The sequence below is a fragment of the Biostraticola tofi genome, from assembly GCF_004343195.1.
GTDB lineage: Bacteria > Pseudomonadota > Gammaproteobacteria > Enterobacterales > Enterobacteriaceae > Biostraticola > Biostraticola tofi.
Map to the genome: position 1 here is coordinate 466081 of NZ_SMCR01000001.1, position 20773 is coordinate 486853.

The following is a 20773-nucleotide window of genomic DNA, read 5'->3' on the forward strand; positions in this document are numbered from 1 at the left end:
CCTGTTATACCGTAATCGCCCCTCTATTTACCGTTAGGCGTTTGCGGCTCGATATCATAGGATTTCTGCACCAGTGGGTCGCGCTCGGTTTGCTGATGAACTGAAATTTACCAGAAAACAAAAGCTTATATCGATGAAATGTTAAAATTCAAAGCGTATGAACGTGGCCTCGATTACCTTCATACTGAAATGATAACTGAACGTCAATTACATTTAGCCATACCAAAAAACACTACGCCAGAACAGATATTGCAATTGGAACGTGGAGTCCAATAGGGTAGATCAGTCGGTGTTAACGTATTCGTAACGTTGGTGGAATAGGATGAAAAACCCAATAAAGACGGCATTCGCAACCGCAAAGATGAACAATGATTTTATCTGTCTTGATACACATTCAGGCTACAGAAATACAAAGCTTGATCCCAAGGGTGTCCAGCATCTTTTAAGGCCTGATATTGATGACGAAGAGCTTGGTAAGTTAATTATTGATACGCTATCACATAGCCGCTTCGTACTTCCAGAGCCGCGTGATAACGTATGGACTCACCCTGAAGTTACATTTGACCCCGATTTATATGATAGAGAAAAAACTTTAGCTAATTATAATAAATGTTTAGCTTTCAGTCGCTGCAAATAATGATCAAATGTTCCGGCCTCGGTCGGGACGTTCATATCATTGACCATTATCGAACGCTATTCACGGGCGCGTTTATTATCATGTCGCATTTCTATTTCTACGGTAAACTGAATTCTGAGGCAGCACCATACTTATGCTGCATCTTACAAGAAAATGAAATTTAATTTCCACGACCTCATTGCCAACGGCATATTAAAACCTGAAGGCTCGATCCAGCAAAAACAGATGCTCAGCGGGCATAAGACCGAGTCGCAGGTCGTGGCATATGATCGCCTGATCAAAGTGACCCGTTCTCTGGACAGTCACGCAAAAGTGAATAGCTCTGCCAATCTGCGGTTGTATTTTTCTCAGCGGGTTTTCTCAGGTTTTCTTAATGCAGAATTTTTGATGAGGATGAAGGGTTGTAACTCATTGAAAAATGGCGGAGAGACAGGGATTTGAACCCTGGGAAGGATTGCTCCTTCAACGGTTTTCGAGACCGTCCCGTTCAGCCGCTCCGGCATCTCTCCTTTTAGCGGTTGCTATGATGCCCTGTTTTACGGCATTTTAATAGCCTTAAGCCACATCTGACCATTCAATTGATGAGTAATCGAGCAAAATGATGATGAAATGGCCATGGCAAAACACCACTCCCCCTGCCCAGGCGCACGCTATCTGGTCGGAAGCCCTCGCCGTGCCCCTGTTTTCTCCCCTTAGCCAAGAGGAGCAACGCCAATTGCAGCAGCTGGCGCAAAAATTCCTGCAGAGTAAAAAGTTGCTCCCCCTGCAGGATTTGGTGCTGACAGAGGTTATGGAAGCCAGGATAGCGCTAATGTTTTCACTCCCGATATTAGGTTTGGGAATAGAATGGCTGGATGGGTTTCATGAAGTGCTGATTTATCCTGAGCCATTTCTGGTAGAGGATCAGTGGGAAGATGAATTTGGCCTGGTGCACAGTGGCCAAATGGTGCATTCGGGGCAGAGCTGGGATCAGGGTCCAGTCGTGCTTAACTGGCAGGAAATCGAGGATTCATTCGACTTGTGCGGTTTTAATCTGGTCATCCATGAAACCGCCCATAAACTGGATCTGCGCAATGCCGGGGTGGTAAACGGCGTGCCGTTGATCCCGATGCGCGATGTGGCCCAGTGGGAAAGACTGATCCACCAAGCCATGGAGTCACTGCAGGATGAAATCGATTCAGTCGGTGAAGACGCCGCCAGCATGGATGCTTATGCGGCCAGCGATCCGGCCGAGTGCTTTGCGGTGCTGTCAGAGTACTTTTTCAGTTCTCCGATGTTGCTGCACGAGCGATTTCCTGAGGTTTATCTCAATTTTGTGCAGTTTTATCGGCAAGATCCGCTGACTCGACTGCAGGCAGCGCCAGATTGCGGAAAAACCGACGATCAGTGTTACTGAAAGCCTGACATCATCATTAACCAGCAAATCAATGAAAAACCGTACTTTTGGCTGTTCTCTTCGCCAATCTGGCGAAGGGTTAGTCAATCGCGCTCAACTGGCGGCTATAACCGTTGACAGTTGGCAGGTAGGTCGATATGATTCGCCCCGTTCAAACGATTCCTCTGTAGTTCAGTCGGTAGAACGGCGGACTGTTAATCCGTATGTCACTGGTTCGAGTCCAGTCAGAGGAGCCAAGATTCTGGAAAAGCCCGCTTAAGGAAACTTAAGCGGGCTTTTTGCTTTTAGCGGTTTCTGACTGTCGGTTGAACTCACAGCGAAGAACGGACGTTCTGGTTCAACGCATAATAGTTGGTGCGATTCAAAATCATCCCAAATGTTTTTGTCTGCCTAAACGAAGTTCGTCGCTTAATTCAGGCTTCATCCACAGCAGGCAGCAAATACTGGGGCTGTTTCCTTTCATAACATTCCCATGATGCCCCAATGAACATCATATCTGGCACGAAGGTCAGTCTGATGACAGACCTTCGTGCCAAAGAAGTGTTAACTTTTTTATCAAGCATTACGCCGAAAATCAAGCTCCCCCTTCAACCAGCACAAAAGTTCCGCTCGCAGCACCTGCACGTAGTGCTTTGGCTGCCTGATATTGAGGACTCTCATAAAAACGTTTGGCCTCGGCAAAAGAAGCAAACTCAAAAACAACATGCCTTTCATGGGATTCTCCCTCAAGGTTTTCATACTGCCCGGACCAGGCAATAATCTTTGGACTGAACGCCCGCATTGCTTCTCCGGCAGCCTTAACATAGTCGGCGTAGACAACAGCGTTCGATACAGTGACATGCGCGATTAAATAACCTTTGTTCATTTCTTTATCTCTTTTGCAAGACGTGATTTATTCCAGCGCAATACCGTTCTGTAGGCAAACATGCAAACAGCGGGAACGGGGATTTTACAACGTTTTAATTTGATTCAGTTTTGAGAACGGGAGAATGCCTGGCGGCGAGCGGCGTTCTGATGCTCAATCATCCATCCTGGATAATAAGGTGGCAAAGCGCTTACCTCATCCAATCGCACCAGTTCCTCTGCTGTCAGAATGATATCGACTGCGCCGAGGTTGTCGTCGAGTTGCTCGATACGCTTTACGCCGATGATGACGCTGGTGACATAGGGTCTGGCCAGTAGCCACGCAAGCGCTATCTGACTGACCGATACGCCGTGTTCTTCTGCAATGGCGCGCATTGCGGCAACGCATTGCCAGGCATGATCGCGATCGACGGGTGGGAAATCGAATTTACTACGTCGTGCATCGGACTGTGCTGATGAATCGGGTCCGAATTTTCCGGAAAGTAAACCGCCGGCAAGCGGCGACCAGACAAGGAGGCCCATCTTTTCCTCCCGGATCAGGGGCACTGATTCCCGCTCCACATCACGCCCGGCAATAGAGTAATAAGCCTGAAGTGTCTCAAAACGTGTTGTATTACGCGCCTCACTCAGGCCAAGTGCTTTACCGAGCTTACCTGCGGCCCAGTTCGACACGCCAACATAACGAACCAGCCCTTGCCGGGTGAGATCGTCAAGTGTAGGTGAGGTAATTCAACGACTCTTTGAATTCATAGGTTGAAACTGGGAGGCAATATTTACGACACGTGCGCCATACAGGCGTGCTGTTTCAAGATCACCTGTTGACATTTCTTCAGGGGAAGCATCGGCAGGGGTTTGAGCCATGGCACCGATATTTGAGCCCATCCGATTCAGATCATCACGTAAAGAGGCCTTGGTATTCGAGGACTTAATATCCATGTTGACCCAGATACCACCATGCTGACCGGCCAGCAAAAAGAAATAGGCCAGCGTATTCAGCTTGTCGCCATTAATGCTCGCGCTGTTAGTAAAGCCACCGAAAATCTTGTTAACCCATTTGCCCTCAAACCAGGGTTTTGACGAGGCGTCCGCAAATTTTTTGAACTGCCAGCTCGGTCCTCCCATGTAGGTTGGCGAACCGAACAAAATCACGTCTGCCGCGTTGAGCTTTGCCCATTCGTCTTCAGAAATGTTTCCTTCTGAATCGATAGCCACGAGTGTGGCGCTGGCACCTTCAGCGACAGCGGCCGCCATCCGCTCTGTATGCCCATAGCCAGAGTGATAGACGACTACAGATTGAATCATTGAAAGGGGTTGAGTCATGAGAATTGCCTTCAGCAAGTGTCTGCGCTGGATAACGCGGTGTGAAGACAGTCTATTAAGTATTACAGTAGTCATAAATAACCTAAAAATTAACACACTGTTATCTGAGCGAGGAACAATGAAAAATCTTGAGGCACTTATTATTTTCGCGCGAGTGGCAGAAATGAAGAGCTTTACCCAGGCAGCTGAAAGCCTTGGTATTCAGAAAGGACGTGCTTCAATAGTGGTGCGCGAGCTCGAGCATGACGTAGGCGCCACGCTTTTGCACCGCACGACTCGGACTGTGCAGTTGACCGAAGATGGCCGCATCTTTTATTCGCGTGCACGAGACTTGCTGGCGGAAGCAGACGAACTACAGTCAATATTTTCACCTGGCGGAATGTCACTTCGAGGGCGTTTACGCGTTGATATGCCGGCTATTCTGGCACAGAGCGTGGTTATTCCCGCACTACCACAACTACTGGACGCTCACCCGGAATTCGAACTTGAGCTTTCGAGTACTGACCGTCGAGTTGATCTGGTATTGGAAGGATTTGATTGCGTAATTCGTCTGGGACCTATTGTTGATGAATCCCTGATTGCCCGGCCGCTAGGAAAATTACGGATGATCAATGCGGCGAGTCCTGGCTATCTGAAACGCTTCGGTGTGCCGCAGACGATTGATGATCTTCGTAATCAGGGGCACCGGATGGTTCATTACATGCGGAATTTTGGCGCCAAACCTGACGGATGGGAATATCCGTCAGGTGATGGCTACAAGTCACTGATGTTACCCGGCACGATGACGGTCAATAGCGTACCAGCCTACCATGAAGCAGGACTGGCGGGATTGGGGTTAATTCAGGGAGGTTATTCCGCACTCCTGCCCCATATCCAACGTGGAACATTGGTTGAAATCCTTCCCAATCTGCGGCCCATGCCGCTAAATGCATCTTTCGTTGTCGCGCACAGGCGCAATCTATCGCAACGAGTCAGGGCTTTTATGAATTGGACTGAAGAAGTGTTGAAACCTTATTTTGACTAATTCAAGGGATAACCCCATCTTGGTGCCAACATGCCGCCTCTCCATTATACCAATGAAAAAACGTGACGAATGGGGGTATTTTTACCGCATAGCCATGTCAGCTCCGTTTGAAGATCACCGCCTCGCCGCCACCCGCTTGACGGGGTCAGCTTATGAACGCATAATCCCCGCCTACATCAGGGGCGCTCCGTTCGGGGCTGAGATGCGCAATGCCGCGCAAACCCTTCACAGCTGATCCGGATAATGCCGGCGTAGCGAGGATAATCATGTTTATTGGCGCTCAGGTGTCGCTCTACCCCATGACGTCGGATTTCGTCCGAGTCATACTTTCTGGGCTTGACGCCCTGGCCCCCTATCGCAGTCATCTCAGAATCGAGACCGACGATATGTCGACCCTGATGGTTGGCGCGCCTGAGCCGCTGTTTGATGCGATCCGCGATCTTATCACCCGGGCGGCGCGGGATCCGGCGCATGTGACTCTGCACGCCACCATTTCGCGCGGCTGCCCCGGAGAACCGGACGAACCGTCCTGTCGCTGCGAGGTGCTGACCGTAGGGCAACATCTGCCCCTCGCCGAACGGCAGTCATTAGCATTGGCCGCCGTCAACGGCGCGCCGGTCATGAACCTGGAACTCGATATACAGTTCTCGCTGTATGTACTTGGGCAAGATCGGCATATGGATGAAATCTATGGCTGCATCGACTTCCTCAAAGCCTCCGGCACCTTTTTGCGTTCCAAGAACTTTTGCACCCGACTGCGAGGCGATGCGGGCGCCGTGTTTGAAACGCTGCGACAGGCGTTTCTAAGATTCGGACCGGCCGAGGGCCATGTCACCATTGACTTGACCGCCTCTGCGAACAGCCCTTCCGCTCGCTAAGCCATCTTTCTTGAGGGCTGGCACGTGCTGCGCATTTTTCCGACCTTAGTGGTGTTTACCGTGCTGTTGGCCTGTTGGGAGGCCTATTGCAGCTTGTCTGGTGTGTCGTCGCTGATATTGCCGGCACCGTCCGGCGTGCTGAGTGCGCTGGTGATCAATCGAGCCGAGATCGGCAGTCACGCGCTGGCGACGCTTAGGGTGGCTGGGCTGGGCTTTGGCCTGTCGATAGGCTTCGCTTTCGTCACCTCCGTCGCGCTTCACTTCCTGCCCTGGGCCAAGCGCGGGCTGATGCCGCTGTTCGTCGCCAGCCAGACGGTGCCGCTGGTCGCCTTGGCCCCACTGATGATCTTGTGGTTCGGCTTCGGGCTGTTACCCAAGGTGCTGCTGGTGGTGCTGGTGACCTTCTTCCCGATCCTGCTAAGCCTGTTGTCAGGCTACCGCCAAACGCCGCGCGCCTATTCTGACTTGTTAGTCTCCATGGGCGCCGGGCGCTGGCGGGTGTTTTGCAGCGCCACGCTACCCTCGGCCCGGGCCGCTTTGCTGGCCGGTCTCAGGATTTCCGCAACCTATTCAATCGTCGCAACAATCTTTGCCGAATACGCCGGCGCCCGGCTGGGGCTTGGCATTTACATCTTGTCGGCGAAGAATAATTTCCGCGCCGATCTGGTACTGGCCGCCGTCGTGGTCTCGGCCGCGCTGACGTTGACCTTACTTGGGGGACTACGGATTATCGACCGGCTTACCGCCAGGGGACCGGAGGCGCAAGGCGATGCTTGAGATCCAGGATCTGACCATTAGCACAGCGACCCGCCGACTGGTCAACGATCTCTCTTTGACGCTGCCGAGCAACGGCATCACCGCCTTGATTGGGCCCTCTGGCTGTGGCAAGACGTCAGTGCTGAAATGGCTGGCCGGCATCCCGACCACGGCATTGCAGGCAGCAGGCAGCTTGTTGCTTGACGGCGTTCCGTGCCCGCGCCCTCATCCGCTGTTGAGCTATCAGCCGCAGCATGATGCGCTTTTTCCCTGGCTGACTATCGCTGAAAATGCGGCTCTTGGCCTTCAGGTTTCTGGCATGGCGCGGCGGGCGGCCATGACCAAGGCGTTATCGCTGTTCCCCTCGTTCGACCTGGTCGGGTGTGAGGGGCAATATCCCTCGCAGCTGTCGGGGGGGATGCGGCAACGCGCTGCGTTCTTGCGCACCATGGTGCAGGAGAGCCGCTTTGTTCTGCTGGATGAACCGTTTTCGGCGCTGGATGCGGTGACGCGAATCAAAATGCAAATATGGCTGCTCGACCGATTGGCTGAGCGCCCGCGCAGCGTGCTTATGGTGACCCACGACCTGCATGAGGCCTCGCTGCTCGCCGACCGCATTTTGGTCATGGCGGCCGCTCCTGGCCGAATTATCGCCGACATACCGGTTACCCTACCCCATGGTCAACGCGGCGAAGTCGACATGGCCCCCTTGCGTGATACCCTGAAATCCCTGCTACTGGAGCAACCCTGCCGATGATACGTCAATTTCTGCTTACCGCCTGCCTGCTATTGCCCCTCCAGGTCCTGGCGCAAACCCCGGTTACTCTAGCGCTCGACTGGACGCTGAATACCAATCACATTGGCCTGGTCGTGGCGCGCGAGAAAGGTTTTTACGCCAAAGCCGGGCTCGATGTGGATATTCTGCCTTATTCCGATACCAGTCCGGCCGCGCTGCTGGCGGCGGGTAAGGCAGATTTCGGCTATTTGACCTCGCTCGGATTCGTTAGCGCCAAGGCCAGCGGCGCCGATATCACGGCACTCTGGGCGACGATGCAGCATGAGACGGGGAGAGTGGTCTACAACGCCGACAACCCCGCCATCAAGCGCCCTGCCGATCTGTCGGGCAAGACCTATGCAGGGTTTGGCAGCGCGTGGGAAGCGGCGCTCATCGAAACGATGATACGTCATGACGGCGGTGATCCACTGTGGAATACGGTTACGCTCGGCACCGGCGCCTATGAAGCACTGGCCATGGGCCGGGTAGATTTCACTCTGGAGGTATCGACCTGGGAAGGGGTAAACAGCGCATTGCTTGGACGGCGGCAGGCCTCCTTCACCTATGCGGATTACGGTATCCCCGATCAACAAAACGGCTTTATCGCCACGCGGAGTGACATGTTGGCCGCGCAGCCGGATCGGGTAGCGGCCTTTATGCACGCGACCCAACAGGGCTATGAATGGGCAGCAGCACACCCTGACGAAGCGGCCGAGATGCTGATAGCCGTTGGGGGATTTTCGAACGCCAAACTGGTTCACGGTTCAATGCATGCGATTGTTGACGGGGGCTATCTGCGCGATGGCGACACCCCGGTCGGCCAGATCGACCCGGTTCGGTTCGCCGCCATGGCGCAGTTTCTGTTCGAGAAAGGCGTGCTAAAAGGCCCGGACGGCGCACCGCTGGCCTGGCCCGGCGAGGTCTCGGACTGGTTCGATCAGCGCTGGATGACAAAATAATTCTGAACGCCGTGTAAAGAAAATTCCAGAGCGCAACCGCGTGGCGGGGGGGTGACCTAAGCGAGCCCCCCCTATAGATCTTTCAACTATCGCCCGCCTGCACCACCCCTTTAATCAGTGCAGCAAAGGCAGTAACCGCGTCAGTCTGCTTCAACCGTCCACGTGCTAGAGCCGCGGACAACGCTTCTCCCGCGCCAACCAGGCCAATGCAGCAGTGCAGCAACGCTCCCGGCGACAGGTTTACGTGTGGCGTCAGCACTGTGACGAACATCGCGACACAGTTGTCCAAAAGTTCTTGTAACACCTCCGCCTTCTCTTCACTTCCCGCCAGTGCCGCACCCACCGAATGGAACTCGTCAGTGGTGTCTTCGGCGCAATCGATGTAGGCGCTGGCGAGCACCTGTATGGTTTCCGGCGTACTTTTGCACTGGGTGGCCATCGCCTCAGCGAAGGCACTGACTCGCTCCATATCAATCCAGCGGTAAAGCGCGATCAGCAACGCCGATCGGGTGGCGAAATGATCATAGACCACCGGTTTGGAGACCCCGGCACGCTCGGCCAGGCGCCCCAGAGTCAGTCGATCCGCATCTTCCTCTCGCACCATCAGCAGCGCAGTGTCGAGCAATTGCTGCCGCCGTTCTGCCTTCGATAATCTCTTCGAGGGCGCTGCGGCTCCCGGGACGTTCTTTTCTTTCATAATACCTCGCTCGAAAAAAAACCTACTAAAAGTAGCTTACTGTTATCATCAGTGCTACCATTCCTACTAATAGTAGATTAACCACCTTACAAGGATACACGTTTATGTCATTTGATCCCATACTCCTCCTGGGCGGGTCCGGTGCTATTGGCCGCCAGACCGCGCGGGCCATACGCGCCACTTATCCCGCTATGCCCCTGCTGATTGGCGGTCGTGATCTGACCAAGGCCCAGGCGGCAGCTGCGGAAATCGGTACAGCACAAGGTGTGGCGATCGATACGGCCTGTGCCGATCTGGGCCTCGGCGCGAGAAAAATCAGTGCGGTGGTGGTCCTCTATAAGGACCACTCGCTGGCCGCACTCCGCTTCGCCCAATCCCGTGGCGTGCCCCATCTGAGCATCTCCTCGGGGGTGTTCGAAATAGCGCCGGAAATCGCCAGTTACATGAATGATCCGGGTGCGGCGGCGATAGTGCTTGGCTACGAGTGGCTGGTCGGCGCCACCACGGTGTCTGCGCTCCATCTGGCCACGTCGTTCAGCCAGGTAGATGAAATTCGCATTGGTGCCCTGGTGGATGAAGACGATGCCGGCGGTCCGGCGGTTGCCGCTGATTTTGAACATTTGAACCATCTGATGCCCAGGGCGCTCACCCGCCGGGCTGGCGATTATCTATGGCGTGAGGGTCATGATGCCAAGGCGGTGTTCAACGCAGTCGACGGAACTGCAATCAATGCCTCCGGCTTCTCGTCAATCGATGTGGTTGGGCTGGCATCGTCAACCGGCGCGCAGAGCGTGCAGTTCGACCTGGGCGTGGGCATTAGTTCGAGCCGACGCCAAGGCGGAACATTCTCGACCGAAATCATCCTCGATATTACTGGCCTGGACCACGAGGGAAAGGCACTTCACACCCGACATGCGGTAGTCCATCCGGGCGGTGCAGCCCCGCTGACCGGCATGGGGATAGCCTTGCTGCTTGAACGACTGACTGGGCTGGATGGAAAGCCGCCGGTCACGCCGGGCCTTTACTTTCCCTATCAAATCCTGGATGCCTCGCATTATCTGGCCCGTCTGGCGGCGGAGGAAGGACAACTACTGGAACTGCCGTTAATATAAGTCTCACGACCCGGTGACACCGGCAGGCTTGCTTTCTCCTGCCGGGTTCGACGCCAGCAGTGCCGGTTAAGCCAGGCTGAAACGCTGGCTAAGCCTGGCTGCATCACTGATAATAAAACCGCCGTAGCTATGCCCTACCAACAATGAGCGCCCCTGTTGAAGTTGCAGAATACGGCCAGTAGCGGCCACATCATCAGCCAGGGAAGTTTGAGGTTCCTGAACAATGGAAACCTGATAACCCGCCTTATCAAGAATCAGGGCTTGAAACCTGCACGCTGACGCCGCTGCTCAAGCGACTGGCAGCAAACAGACGCTAATAGCCGCAGCCGCTCTTTTTTATTCATCGCATTACCGCAGAGACCAGATTGCTGCTGCGCGGGCAGTGGCAACACACCCGGTTAGACATCCGCCAAGCCAGGGCCGGCGTGTTGGTCAAGCCACTCAATCATTTACATTTCATTTGATATGTTATAACGTATCTATCAGTAACTTTTTGTGTGGAATCTTGGTGATGCGTAACACCGCTGTACAGTTGACTGACCTGACGTTGGGCTATGAGCGCGTCCCGGCGATAAAAAATATCAATGGAGAATTACTAACAGGATCGTTGACTGCCCTGATTGGCCCCAATGGTTCAGGTAAATCGACACTGCTGAAAGGCATTGCCGGTATTTTACCGCCGTTATGCGGATCATGCTGCGTGAACTCAGCACAGCGTGTCGCTTATCTGCCGCAGAGTTCAGCATTGGACTGCACCTTTCCGGCCAATGTCCTCGATCTGGTCTCCCTTGGCCTGTGGCCGCAGAGAGGATTACGCCTGCGCCATCGGGCTGAAGACCGGCAACGTGTCGCTAACGCGTTGCAGGCGGTGGGTTTGGATGGGTTTGGCAACAGGTCCCTCAGCGCCTTATCAGGGGGTCAGCTACAGCGTGCGCTCTTCGCCCGGGTCATCTTGCAGGATGCGGGCATTATTCTGCTAGATGAACCATTTAATGCCATCGACGGATCCACCAGGCTGGATTTGTTACGGCTGATTAAGCAGTGGCATGCACAACAGCGCACGATATTAGTGGTTATCCATGATATTGCCCTGGTAAGCGACCATTTTCCGCAAACGATTTTTGTCAATGGAGAGCTGATGGCCTGGGGTGAAACCCAGACGGTACTGCAGGGGGATTTACCGCTGCCGTCTGCTGCTCTGGCTAACGCCGGCCGGTTTACCCTACAAAGGGTGGCTGAACAATGATGGCGTGGCTTCACGATGGGTTACTGGCACCCTTCATCGACTTTGGTTTTATGCGCCGGGCACTGTATGGCTCATGGCTGCTCTGCTTAAGCGCCTGTCCGGTCGGGGTGTTTTTGACCTTACGCCGCATGAGCCTGGTGGGTGATGCCATGTCACACGCTATTTTGCCGGGTGCCGCTGTGGGTTTTCTGTTTTATGGGCTGAATATTTTACCCATGACGATCGGTGGTTTGGTTGCCGGTCTGATGGTTGCTGTGTTCGCCGGCGCGGTTTCCCGCTTGACGATACAAAAAGAAGATGCCTCGATGGCGGCTTTTTACCTGATCTCGCTGGCGCTCGGCGTGCTGCTGGTATCGCTGCGCGGTTCAAGTGTCGATTTGATGCATGTGCTGTTTGGTACGGTACTCGCGCTCAATCATGATGCGCTGGCGCTAATTGCCGGCGTCGCCCTGCTGTCGCTCGTGACGGTAGTGATATTTTGGCGCGCCCTGATAGCCGAATGTCTAGACCCTTTATTTCTACGTTCGGTCTCACGTCTGGGATCGGTAGTGCATTTCCTGTTTTTAGCGCTGGTGGTATTGAATCTGGTGGCGGGGTTCCAGGCACTGGGAACGCTATTATCGGTTGGCGTAATGGTGTTGCCTGCAGTAACAGCCCGTTTTTGGCTCAAGCGTGTCTGGTCTATGTGTATCCTGGCCATATTATTAGGAATGCTGGCCTGCGCGAGCGGTCTGTTATTTTCATATCACTGCTCGCTGCCCTCAGGTCCGGCCATTATTTTATCCAGTGGCGCACTCTATCTTGGCTCAGCGGCCATTATCATGCTGAAGAATACTCGGCGATTAAAGCATTATTCACATTAAAATCAAATGAACAGACCCAGGGAAAAATACTGATGAAAAACTCAGGATCTATACCGTTATATCTATTGATTACCGGCGTTTTATCGGTATTTCCCGTATTTCAGGCCAATGCAAAAATCAATGTTATTGCCAGCTTTTCTATCATTGGCGATCTGGCTAAAAATATCGGCCAGGATCGGATAGCATTACGTACTCTTGTCGGGCCGAATGGCGATGCACACGTCTATGAGCCCTCGCCTTCCGATGCCATCGCCATGGCTAAAGCCGATGTGATCCTGATCAATGGCTTGCAGCTTGAAGGGTTTATATCGCGATTAATCGAAGCCAGTGAATCCTCAGCACCGGTAATTGAGACCACCAAGGGAGCAAATATCATTCGCGATCCTGCCGGAGGACATTATCACTTCTATGACGGTAAAGCGGTGTTCCATGCAGCGCCATTTGACCCCCATGCCTGGCAATCGGTCGCCAATGCCAAAATAGCTGTCAATAATATTGCCAATGCTTTTTGTTCGGTAGACCAGGCCGGCTGTGAAATCTTTCAGAAAAATGCCCTGACTTATAACGCTAAGCTTTTACAGCTAGAAAAGAAAATCATTAAGGCCGTAGATGAAATACCACCAAATAAACGGACTGTGGTCGTGGGTCACAATGCCTTTACGTATTTTGAACAGGCTTACGGCATTCGTTTCCTTTCCCCTCAGGGTATTTCCACCGAGTCTGAGGCTTCTGCGGCTGATGTCGCCGGCATCCTGAAACAGATAAAGGATAATAAAGCCTCGGCGGTATTTTCGGAAAATATTTCAAACCCACGACTGGTTGAGCAAATAGCCTCTGAAGCCGGTCTGGAGGTTGCAGGCATCCTTTACTCAGATGCCTTGTCTGACGCCACCGGTCCTGCAGCCACCTATCTGGATATGATGGCGCATAACGCCACAACCATTGCCGCCGCTGCCGCAAAGCGTCCTGACCCGCTTCCCTGATAACAATCTATTCATACAATGATTAATGGAGATAACTGTGAAAAAACGTTTATTATCAGCTTCGATTTCAGCACTGCTTATGGGCCTGGCCGGCGCACCGTCATGGGCAGATGAAGAGGTCAGCGCATGGCGTTTATTTGTCGCCGATCATGACAAACCCGTGGTAAATGTGTTTGATGCGCTGGATGGCGACCGGTTGGCCAGCTTCAAACTGCACGGGCCGGCAAATTTAAACCGCAGTGAGAGTGGCGCCACTGTATTCGCTACTCAAGGCAGCGCCGGGGTGGTGTCGACCATAGCCAGCGGCATTGCGTTTCACGATCACGGTGATCATGCGGACATTGATATCGATGATGCCACGCTATTAAAACGGGAATTACTCGGTAACCAGCCGGGTCACTTTTTCGAGCGCCAGGGAAAGATCGCCCAATGGTTTGACGGTGAAGACAGCGCGAAGATCCTGGCTGAAAGCGCGGTGCTGGCAGATAATAAAGACGTTACCAAGGTCAATGTCGTCGCACCTCATCACGGCGTTGCCGTTCCGTTTGATAATTACGCAGTGGTATCAATACCTAACCCTGATGATGGCTCTAAACGACCTATCGGCGCCCGGGTGGTCGATCTGGACGGTAAAAAAGTTGGCGATGACGCCCTGTGTCCGGGCCTGCACGGCTCGGCAACATCAGGTGATATCGTGGCCCTCTCCTGTGAGACCGGGCTGTTGCTGATCAACCAAAAAGGCGGTGCGCCAGTGATAAAGCCTCTGCCTTATGCAAAATCACTTCCTGCAGGCAGTACCTCCACGCTGATTGGCGGCAAAGGGATGCAGTATTTCATCGGTAATTACGGGCCGGACCGCATTATCCTGGTAGACCCTACCGAAGCCGATAGCTTCCGTTTGATCCAGCTCCCCACCCGTCGCGTTCACTTTGCCGTTGACCCGATCCGCTCCAAATTTGCTTATGTGTTTACTGAAGACGGTAAACTGCACCAGATTGATGTACTGAAAGGAGCAATTACCCAATCCCTGCGTTTAACCGACCCTTACTCAATGGACGGCCACTGGAACGATCCGCGGCCGCGCATTGCTGTAGCCGATAATAAAATTTTTGTCACCGACCCTCTAAACAGCAAGATCGCGGTTGTCGATGCGGTGTCATTCAAGAAAACGGCAGAGATTAACGTTGATGGCCAGCCGTTTAATATCGTCGCGGTTGGCGGTTCCGGTAAGGTCCATGGTGACGGCCATGGTCATGACGCACACCATCATGAAAGTAAAGTCCAATAATTATCCTCAGTGCCAAGGACCTAGTTATCTGCAGATCTGCCTTTATGCAGATCTGCAGATAACTGTATTCACTGAGTAACTGTTCCTGGTGTTAACTGATCACCCGATTGATGGGTCAATAATGCCGATGATAAAAGCTATCAATGGACGCATGATATGAAACGGGCTTACTCAGTAAATAAAAACGGGCAGCCTTATATCGCCATAGGTAACGTTGCCGGCAGCAAATACACTGATGAGCGCCAGAGCCGGTTTCAGGCCGGGGTAACCTATAATGTCTAACCTCAGACCGGGAAACCATTTCACGTCATGGCCCCCCGCTTGGCCTACGTCATTGCCCGTCCAGCATCCCCTGTTGGTCAGCCGCTCTTCGGCCATCAGGGCAGAACGGGCCTGTGCTATACTGACGCTCCTGTTATTCCTTGCCTTGCGCTGGCGATGAGTCCGCAAGCACCTGTATGTCTCCTGGCCGCTTATGAAAATCGATGTTGACCTGACCTTCCGCAAGCTGGAAATTTTTATTGCCTTTATGGGCAATGGTAATATCGCCCGCACTGCGGAGTTGCTGGGGTTGAGCAGTGTCAGCGTGCATCGGGCGCTGCATACGCTGGAAGAAAGCGTCCGTTGCCCGCTGTTCATTCATAAAGGACGCAATCTGCTGCCGCTACAGGCCGCCAAGGTATTGCTCGAGTACAGTCTGGATGCGCTGGATGTGATGGCGCGCGGCATTGATGAAGCGCGTAAAACCGCCGGCGTCGGCCAGGGACGCATGCGCATCGGTACCCTGTATTCGCTGACGCTCGAAACCGTGCCGCAACTGATCATGGGCATGAAGCTGCGTCGTCCCGATCTGGAGATGAATTTGACCATGGGCTCCAACCAGATTCTGTTGCAAATGCTGGAAGAAGGAGGCCTGGACGCCATTTTACTGTCGATAACAGACAGCCAGATTGACCGTAATCGCCATGAAATCCTGCCGCTGTTTGAAGACGATATTTTTCTGGCGGCACCGGCAGGTTTTACGCTGGACCATCACCCTGCCCTTGACGATCCCGCTACCGCTAACCTGCGCGATTATCATGAGCAGAAATTCGTGTCCCTGGCTGAAGGGTTCGCCACCTATCATGGTTTTCAGGAGGCCTTTCATGTGGCCGGTTTTGAGCCGAATATCGTCATGCGGGTCAACGATATTTTTTCCATGCTCAGCTTGGTACAGGCGGGTGTTGGCCTGACGCTGGTGCCTGGACGGATGAAAAAGCTTTACCAAAACACCGTGAAGTTCATTCCGCTGGCCGAGCCTTTCCAAATGCGGCAAACCATTGCCATCGTTTTTGACAAGAACCGTGAACGCGATCCCAATCTGCTGGCGCTGGCCGCCGAAGGCCGTATGTACGCCCGCAAAACCCCGCTTATCGACGCGCCCGCGCCCGCTCAGCCAGAGTAAGCGCCAGCGCATCGCCGCTCTGCTCCAGTGAAATGGCCTCGCCGTGGTCAAAGGCTTGGCGGGTCAAGCCGCTGAGCACCGCTCCCGGCGGCATTTCGATGGCTAATCCTACCTCGCGTTCACTGGCTGCCAACATCGCTTCGTGCCAGCGTACGGTACGTGCCATATTGTTGGCCAAATCATCGGCGATTGCCTCGGGTTGCCACAGCACCCGTCCAGTGCTGCCGCTCAGATAGCTGCACTGCGGGCGGGAAAGCCTGACCGCAGCGAAGGCGTGGGCCAGTTTCCGCGCCGGTTCATCCAATAAGGCACAGTGCGAAGGCACGCTTACCGCCAATTGTTGCGCTTTTTGCGCCCCTTTTGCCAGCGCGCGCGCTGCCGTCTCACGCATCGCCTGTTCACTGCCGGCGATAACGATCTGTTGTTCGGCATTAAGATTTGCCAGATAGCATTCCCCCAGCAGCGGCTCGAGCTGGGTCTGGGTCAGGCCGACGATTGCCGTCAGGCCATATCCCGACGGATAGGCCTGCTCCATCCATTCGCCGCGCAGGGCAACCAGGCGTACCGCATCGGCAAACGCCAGCGCGCCGGCCACCACCGCCGCCGGAAAGGCGCCAATCGACAGGCCGCTGACCATATCGGGCTGCAAGCCCTGGTGAATCAGCGCGCGCGCATGGGCTACGCCGCTTATCAGCAGGCAAAGCTGCACCGCTCGCGTATGGCGCAGTGCTTCGGCATTGTCCAGCCGGCCGGCGTCCTCGCCGAGGATATCGCTGGCCTCGGCCAGCAGATTGCCGCCCCGGGGCAACGCCTGCAGCATGCCCGGCCGCTGTGGCCCCTGCCCGGGGAAGGTAAACAGGATTTTCATGGTCTGCTCCGTGTCAAAGATTACGCTGATGCCCACGGGTTGTCTGTCAGTCGCGGGCCCAGCGACGTTTTCAGCAAGGTCCGGCCATCGCGCAGCCATTCGTTGAGGGCAAAGGCGCCGTAGGGGGTTTCGACCTGGGTATCGGCGCGGCAGGGCAATTCCGCCAGGTGGCGCTGCCAGCGCAGCAGCGCCGCTGCAGCGATAGCATGGGGCGCGCGAATCACTAGATCGAGATCGCTGTCGTCATGCAGCACCGGCCGATCGGTTGCCAGCGCATATCCGCAACTGCCGGTGATGCCCCACGCCCAGTCCCAGTGCTGTTGCACCAGGCTGAGCGCGCCCTGTACCGGCGGCCGGGCAAGGAACGGCGAACGCAGCAGAGAGGCTTGTTGCGCCAGGGATTCAGGCGTCACCTGGCGCACCACCGCCTCTGCCGCCGCCCAGCCGGCGGCCCGTTGTCCGCGCTGCAGGCCGCGCACGCCGACGGCGATAAGCCCGAGCGGGTGGGTGTCGCGCCGCACCACCAGCGGCATATCCGCCCGCCATTGGCCGCTTACCCAATCGGGCAGCGTACCTTGCAGATGGGCGGCGGTGCGCAGCCACAGCAGATCGTGCGGACGGGCCGACATCTTCACATCCCCGCCGTCAGCGCGATAAACAGCGGCAGCGTGACGATACACAACACCGAGCTGATAAGCAGTGCAGCTTCGGCATCCGGCGACTGGACGCCGAAACGGTTACCGAACACTACACCAAAGAAGCCTGCGGACAGCGCAATCATCAGGATAGCGGTTACCGCGACCGAACCGTGCAGGCCGAACATGACCACCAACGCCCAGGCGATTAACGGTTGGATAATCAGCTTGGTGGCGGTGGCGACGATAACCGTGCGGTTGATCTTCAACTGGCGGGCGGAAAGAATCAGACCGGTCAAAAACAGCGCGGCGGCGGTCGCGGCCAGGCCCAGTGGCTTGATGGCGGCCAGCAACATTTCCGGCATGCTAATGCCGATAGCCGAGAGAATTACTCCCAATAACGGGCCGACAACGATCGGTTTTTTCACCGAGCGCCACATCAGTACCGGCAGCATCGATAACGACGATCCGCCATTGCCGCCGGTGGCGGCGCGATTCTTTTCACGCTCCAGAATAAGCAGGCAAAATGGCGTCAGCAGTACCGAGCCGCAGGCAATGGATACTGCAACTGAAAGGGAGGTTGATGGAGAGTCGCCCAGCACACTGCCCAGAATCGGCAGCCCCAGCGCGGCATAGTTCGGCAATGCCACGGTCAGCGTCAGTACCGCCGCATCCTGGGGTGATTTATGGAAAACGCGAGTGCAGAGAAAATAGATGGCGGCGTAAATAAGCCACATGGCCAGTACCAGTACCACTATCAGCGGCATTTGCTGCAGGATACCGGCCCAGGGGGTCTGCACCGTGGCGCTAAACAGCGCGGCGGGCAGTGCGAAATCCATCACAAAAATATTCAGTAAAGCGACGTTGTTATTGTCGACCATTTTTGCCTTACCGGCAAAAAAACCCAGCAGCATAATGACAAAAATCGGCGCCAGAGCATGCAAAATTACGTAAGTCATAAATCACCTGTATAGAATCAATTATTAGAACAGATGCGATGGTGTTACTTTTATTATCAGACCAGGGGGCAAACAGGTCGTTATCACGCCCGTTGCTCCCCTGGCCCGGCAGGTGTTATTTACCGTCGGCTTTTACCAGGCGGCGCGCATTTTTTCGCGCACCCGTACAGAGCTTTGGCGATTGGCGGCACCCAAACGACTCTTGAGCGAGCGGTCGCTGGCGCGGGCATCATTGATGGCGTGGATCAGGGCGGCCTCGGTCTGCTGCCGATCGCCGGCGGTAGGCGCATCGGGCTCAGCAATATCCAAAAGCTTATCCAGCAACCCCAGCGAGCGGTAATTGCCGATATCGTAGGCCATCGGTGGGATGGTAGCGGCCAGTTTTTCCAGCGCTTCGACACTGCGCAGGGTAATACGGGCGGCTGAATCCTTGCCCATGGCATGGATCATCACGCTGTCGTCATTAAAGGCTATCAACCGGTTGGCCTGGTAGCCATGCGCCAGAAATGCGCCTGACATGGCTTTACCGACAATCAGGCCCACCACCGGGTGGCCCGCCAGACGCGCATTGGCATAGGCTGCTGCGGCGGCGGCCAGCGCCTGATGAATACCGAAGGCTTCCTCACGGCGACCGTAAGCCTGGCTCGGCACATCGATAACCGCCACGATAGCGCGTTTATGCTCGCGCTGGGCATCCTGCGCCACCGTGTCATTAACCACCTGCGCCAGAGTCCAGCCCTCCAGCAGACCGACTTCGCCGCCGGCGGCACGCGGATAATGATTATCAGCATCCGCTACCACCGCAATGAAGCGCACCGGTTGTCCATCAAGTTCGCCATCGGCCGCCTGCACCGACGGACACAGTCCAGCCAGGCGCGGGCTGTTGTTGCTGAGCAGCGCTAACCAGCGGGCGCCGCGACTCATGATCATGCTCATGAACGATCCTCCTCAAAAAGCTGTTTGATTTGCTCACTGTCGGCTTGCCGGCGCGTATCGAAGTCGCGCAGACGCGGCAGGTAGTGGCTCACCTGGTCAGAACGATGCTGGGCCGGCACACCCTGCGCCAAGCCGGCATTGACCGCTTGCTGTACCGCCTGGATGCCGTCATCGACCAGCGCATCCACCAGGCCGCTCCGGTAGCGGATTTCGCCGCCGGTCATACTCCAGATAAAGGGCCGATCACGGGAGTCATACTCTTCAATGCCGGCTTCCTGTTCGATGACTTGGGGACCATTAAGGCCCAGTCGGGCTTCGCGGGTCACAATCAGGTAACTGCACAGGGCCGCCGCAATCGACATACCGCCGAAGCAGCCGACCGTGCCGGCGATAATCGCGATGACCGGCGTATAGCGGCGCAAATCCACAATGGCGGCATGAATATCGGCAATCGCCGCCAGTCCCAGATTGGCCTCCTGCAGGCGCACTCCGCCGGTTTCCAGGCACAGTACCGCCTGGGTTGCAATACCGTTGCGGTTATCTTCCGCCGCCAGCTCCAGCGCCGCCGCCATTTTGGCCCCGGACACCTCCCCCATGCTGCCGCCCTGGAACGCCCCTTCAATGGCAATCACCACCGTCGGTTTGCCGTTCAGTGTTCCTTTGGCCACCACCATGCCGTCATCGGCCTGAGGGACGATATCCTGGGCCACCAGCCACGGTGAAACAATACCGTCGAACGGGTCGAGCAGTTCGCGGTAGCTGCCCTCATCAAGCAATTTGCGGGCGCGCTCACGGGCGCGCAGTTCAATAAAACTCGGATCATTACGCATGCTGTGCCTCCTCGAACACCTGCTCGATACGGATACGCGCTACGCCGGGGGTGGCGCCAAAATCATGAATGGTCAAGGTTCCGCCAGGCAGGCTGCCCAGTTCACTGATTCGTTCAAACAGCCGCTGCCAGCGCACTTGGCTGTTATCAATCGAGGTGGTGATCGTCACCTCCAATGTGGCTGCCGTACTGGCGACATACAGCGCTTCCATATCGCCGGATCCGACGACGCCCGCCAGCGCTCTGCCTTGCAGGGTGCGCGTGGCCGGGAGTGATAAGCTAATCTTTTCCATAACATCCTCTC

The 20773-nt window shown here is 55.1% G+C and carries 24 protein-coding genes, 2 tRNA genes, 2 pseudogenes and 1 riboswitch; of the genes and pseudogenes, 17 read left to right on the forward strand and 11 right to left on the reverse strand.

Annotated features, from left to right (window positions below; translation table 11 throughout):
* The first annotated feature begins 105 nt into the window (after positions 1-105).
* The 3 genes from EDC52_RS20385 to EDC52_RS02100 all read left to right on the forward strand — a co-directional run bounded on the left by EDC52_RS20385 (position 106) and on the right by EDC52_RS02100 (position 1078).
* Positions 106-276 carry an endonuclease toxin domain-containing protein gene (locus EDC52_RS20385; RefSeq protein ID WP_407924193.1) on the forward strand — a complete coding sequence of 57 codons (171 nt, stop codon included), beginning with the start codon at positions 106-108 and terminating at the stop codon, positions 274-276.
* Positions 277-322: 46 nt separating this feature from the next.
* Positions 323-637: a contact-dependent growth inhibition system immunity protein gene (locus EDC52_RS02095; RefSeq protein WP_131863601.1), complete on the forward strand. Its 315-nt coding sequence runs from the start codon at positions 323-325 to the stop codon at positions 635-637.
* A 153-nt stretch (positions 638-790) separates the two neighbouring features.
* Positions 791-1078 (forward strand): site-specific integrase, encoded by a 288-nt coding sequence (locus tag EDC52_RS02100; RefSeq protein ID WP_131863603.1) that lies wholly within the window; start codon positions 791-793, stop codon positions 1076-1078.
* Here EDC52_RS02100 and EDC52_RS02105 read toward each other — a convergent pair.
* Positions 1057-1146, reverse strand: a tRNA-Ser gene (locus EDC52_RS02105). The genes EDC52_RS02100 and EDC52_RS02105 overlap by 22 nt on opposite strands.
* 92 nt (positions 1147-1238) lie before the next feature.
* Here EDC52_RS02105 and mtfA point away from each other — a divergent pair.
* Positions 1239-2033: a DgsA anti-repressor MtfA gene (mtfA, locus tag EDC52_RS02110; RefSeq protein WP_131864081.1), complete on the forward strand. Its 795-nt coding sequence runs from the start codon at positions 1239-1241 to the stop codon at positions 2031-2033.
* 160 nt (positions 2034-2193) lie between these two features.
* Positions 2194-2269 (forward strand) — tRNA-Asn (locus EDC52_RS02115).
* A 338-nt stretch (positions 2270-2607) separates the two neighbouring features.
* Here the strand turns inward: EDC52_RS02115 and EDC52_RS02120 are convergent.
* From EDC52_RS02120 to EDC52_RS02130, 3 genes and pseudogenes are all read right to left on the reverse strand, one after another.
* Complete coding sequence (locus tag EDC52_RS02120) at positions 2608-2898, reverse strand: DUF1330 domain-containing protein (protein ID WP_131863605.1); 291 nt, start codon at positions 2896-2898, stop codon at positions 2608-2610.
* 104 nt (positions 2899-3002) lie between these two features.
* Positions 3003-3623 (reverse strand): annotated as a pseudogene (locus EDC52_RS02125) (aldo/keto reductase); the annotation flags it as partial.
* A gap of 3 nt (positions 3624-3626) precedes the next feature.
* Positions 3627-4199 (reverse strand): flavodoxin family protein, encoded by a 573-nt coding sequence (locus EDC52_RS02130; RefSeq protein ID WP_230467944.1) that lies wholly within the window; start codon positions 4197-4199, stop codon positions 3627-3629.
* A gap of 136 nt (positions 4200-4335) precedes the next feature.
* Here EDC52_RS02130 and EDC52_RS02135 point away from each other — a divergent pair, with 136 nt between their 5' ends.
* The 5 genes from EDC52_RS02135 to EDC52_RS02155 all read left to right on the forward strand — a co-directional run bounded on the left by EDC52_RS02135 (position 4336) and on the right by EDC52_RS02155 (position 8609).
* A complete protein-coding gene (locus EDC52_RS02135) occupies positions 4336-5241 on the forward strand; it encodes a LysR family transcriptional regulator (RefSeq protein ID WP_131863608.1) in 906 nt (301 codons plus the stop codon).
* 168 nt (positions 5242-5409) lie between these two features.
* Positions 5410-5517, forward strand: a riboswitch (TPP riboswitch).
* A complete protein-coding gene (locus EDC52_RS02140; RefSeq protein WP_131863609.1) occupies positions 5508-6119 on the forward strand; it encodes a YkoF family thiamine/hydroxymethylpyrimidine-binding protein in 612 nt (203 codons plus the stop codon). Its footprint overlaps the riboswitch before it by 10 nt.
* 24 nt (positions 6120-6143) lie before the next feature.
* Entirely contained in the window at positions 6144-6896 is a 753-nt protein-coding gene (locus tag EDC52_RS02145; RefSeq protein ID WP_131863611.1) for an ABC transporter permease, read from the forward strand.
* Positions 6889-7632: an ABC transporter ATP-binding protein gene (locus EDC52_RS02150; protein ID WP_131863613.1), complete on the forward strand. Its 744-nt coding sequence runs from the start codon at positions 6889-6891 to the stop codon at positions 7630-7632. The genes EDC52_RS02145 and EDC52_RS02150 overlap by 8 nt, the downstream gene beginning before the upstream one ends.
* Positions 7629-8609 carry an ABC transporter substrate-binding protein gene (locus EDC52_RS02155; protein WP_131863614.1) on the forward strand — a complete coding sequence of 327 codons (981 nt, stop codon included), beginning with the start codon at positions 7629-7631 and terminating at the stop codon, positions 8607-8609. Before EDC52_RS02150 ends, EDC52_RS02155 begins: the two co-directional genes overlap by 4 nt.
* Before the next feature lie 82 nt (positions 8610-8691).
* Here EDC52_RS02155 and EDC52_RS02160 read toward each other — a convergent pair whose 3' ends face one another.
* Positions 8692-9306, reverse strand: a complete 615-nt coding sequence (locus tag EDC52_RS02160) for a TetR/AcrR family transcriptional regulator (RefSeq protein ID WP_196237737.1) — start codon at positions 9304-9306, stop codon at positions 8692-8694.
* Positions 9307-9410: 104 nt separating this feature from the next.
* On the opposite strand from EDC52_RS02160, the gene EDC52_RS02165 reads away from it, so the two are divergent.
* The 7 genes and pseudogenes from EDC52_RS02165 (at position 9411) to EDC52_RS02200 (ending at position 16242) form a co-directional block, all read left to right on the forward strand.
* Positions 9411-10418, forward strand: a complete 1008-nt coding sequence (locus tag EDC52_RS02165; RefSeq protein ID WP_131863616.1) for an NAD(P)-dependent oxidoreductase — start codon at positions 9411-9413, stop codon at positions 10416-10418.
* A 511-nt stretch (positions 10419-10929) separates the two neighbouring features.
* Entirely contained in the window at positions 10930-11664 is a 735-nt protein-coding gene (aztA, locus tag EDC52_RS02175; RefSeq protein WP_131863618.1) for a zinc ABC transporter ATP-binding protein AztA, read from the forward strand.
* On the forward strand, positions 11664-12527 hold the full coding sequence (gene aztB / locus EDC52_RS02180; RefSeq protein ID WP_131864083.1) for a zinc ABC transporter permease AztB: 864 nt from the start codon (positions 11664-11666) through the stop codon (positions 12525-12527). The genes aztA and aztB overlap by 1 nt, the downstream gene beginning before the upstream one ends.
* Before the next feature lie 32 nt (positions 12528-12559).
* Positions 12560-13510 (forward strand): zinc ABC transporter substrate-binding protein AztC, encoded by a 951-nt coding sequence (aztC, locus tag EDC52_RS02185; RefSeq protein WP_131863619.1) that lies wholly within the window; start codon positions 12560-12562, stop codon positions 13508-13510.
* 37 nt (positions 13511-13547) lie between these two features.
* Entirely contained in the window at positions 13548-14798 is a 1251-nt protein-coding gene (gene aztD / locus EDC52_RS02190; RefSeq protein WP_131863621.1) for a zinc metallochaperone AztD, read from the forward strand.
* Between the two features lie 132 nt (positions 14799-14930).
* Positions 14931-15080: pseudogene (locus tag EDC52_RS02195) on the forward strand (oligogalacturonate-specific porin KdgM family protein); the annotation flags it as partial.
* A gap of 193 nt (positions 15081-15273) precedes the next feature.
* The gene (locus tag EDC52_RS02200; RefSeq protein WP_131863625.1) at positions 15274-16242 is read left to right on the forward strand and encodes a LysR family transcriptional regulator; all 969 of its coding nucleotides are present in this window, start codon (positions 15274-15276) and stop codon (positions 16240-16242) included.
* Here the strand turns inward: EDC52_RS02200 and mdcH are convergent.
* The 6 genes from mdcH to mdcC all read right to left on the reverse strand — a co-directional run bounded on the left by mdcH (position 16208) and on the right by mdcC (position 20762).
* Positions 16208-17110, reverse strand: coding sequence for a malonate decarboxylase subunit epsilon (gene mdcH, locus EDC52_RS02205; protein WP_131863626.1), 903 nt, complete (start codon positions 17108-17110; stop codon positions 16208-16210). The genes EDC52_RS02200 and mdcH overlap by 35 nt on opposite strands.
* A 20-nt stretch (positions 17111-17130) precedes the next feature.
* Entirely contained in the window at positions 17131-17739 is a 609-nt protein-coding gene (locus tag EDC52_RS02210) for a malonate decarboxylase holo-ACP synthase (RefSeq protein ID WP_131863627.1), read from the reverse strand.
* Between the two features lie 2 nt (positions 17740-17741).
* Positions 17742-18704 (reverse strand): AEC family transporter, encoded by a 963-nt coding sequence (locus EDC52_RS02215; protein WP_131863629.1) that lies wholly within the window; start codon positions 18702-18704, stop codon positions 17742-17744.
* 132 nt (positions 18705-18836) lie between these two features.
* Positions 18837-19640 (reverse strand): biotin-independent malonate decarboxylase subunit gamma, encoded by an 804-nt coding sequence (mdcE, locus tag EDC52_RS02220; protein ID WP_131863631.1) that lies wholly within the window; start codon positions 19638-19640, stop codon positions 18837-18839.
* Positions 19637-20470, reverse strand: a complete 834-nt coding sequence (locus EDC52_RS02225; RefSeq protein ID WP_131863633.1) for a biotin-independent malonate decarboxylase subunit beta — start codon at positions 20468-20470, stop codon at positions 19637-19639. The genes mdcE and EDC52_RS02225 overlap by 4 nt, the downstream gene beginning before the upstream one ends.
* Positions 20463-20762: a malonate decarboxylase acyl carrier protein gene (gene mdcC / locus EDC52_RS02230; protein WP_131863635.1), complete on the reverse strand. Its 300-nt coding sequence runs from the start codon at positions 20760-20762 to the stop codon at positions 20463-20465. The genes EDC52_RS02225 and mdcC overlap by 8 nt, the downstream gene beginning before the upstream one ends.
* Positions 20763-20773 lie beyond the last annotated feature (11 nt).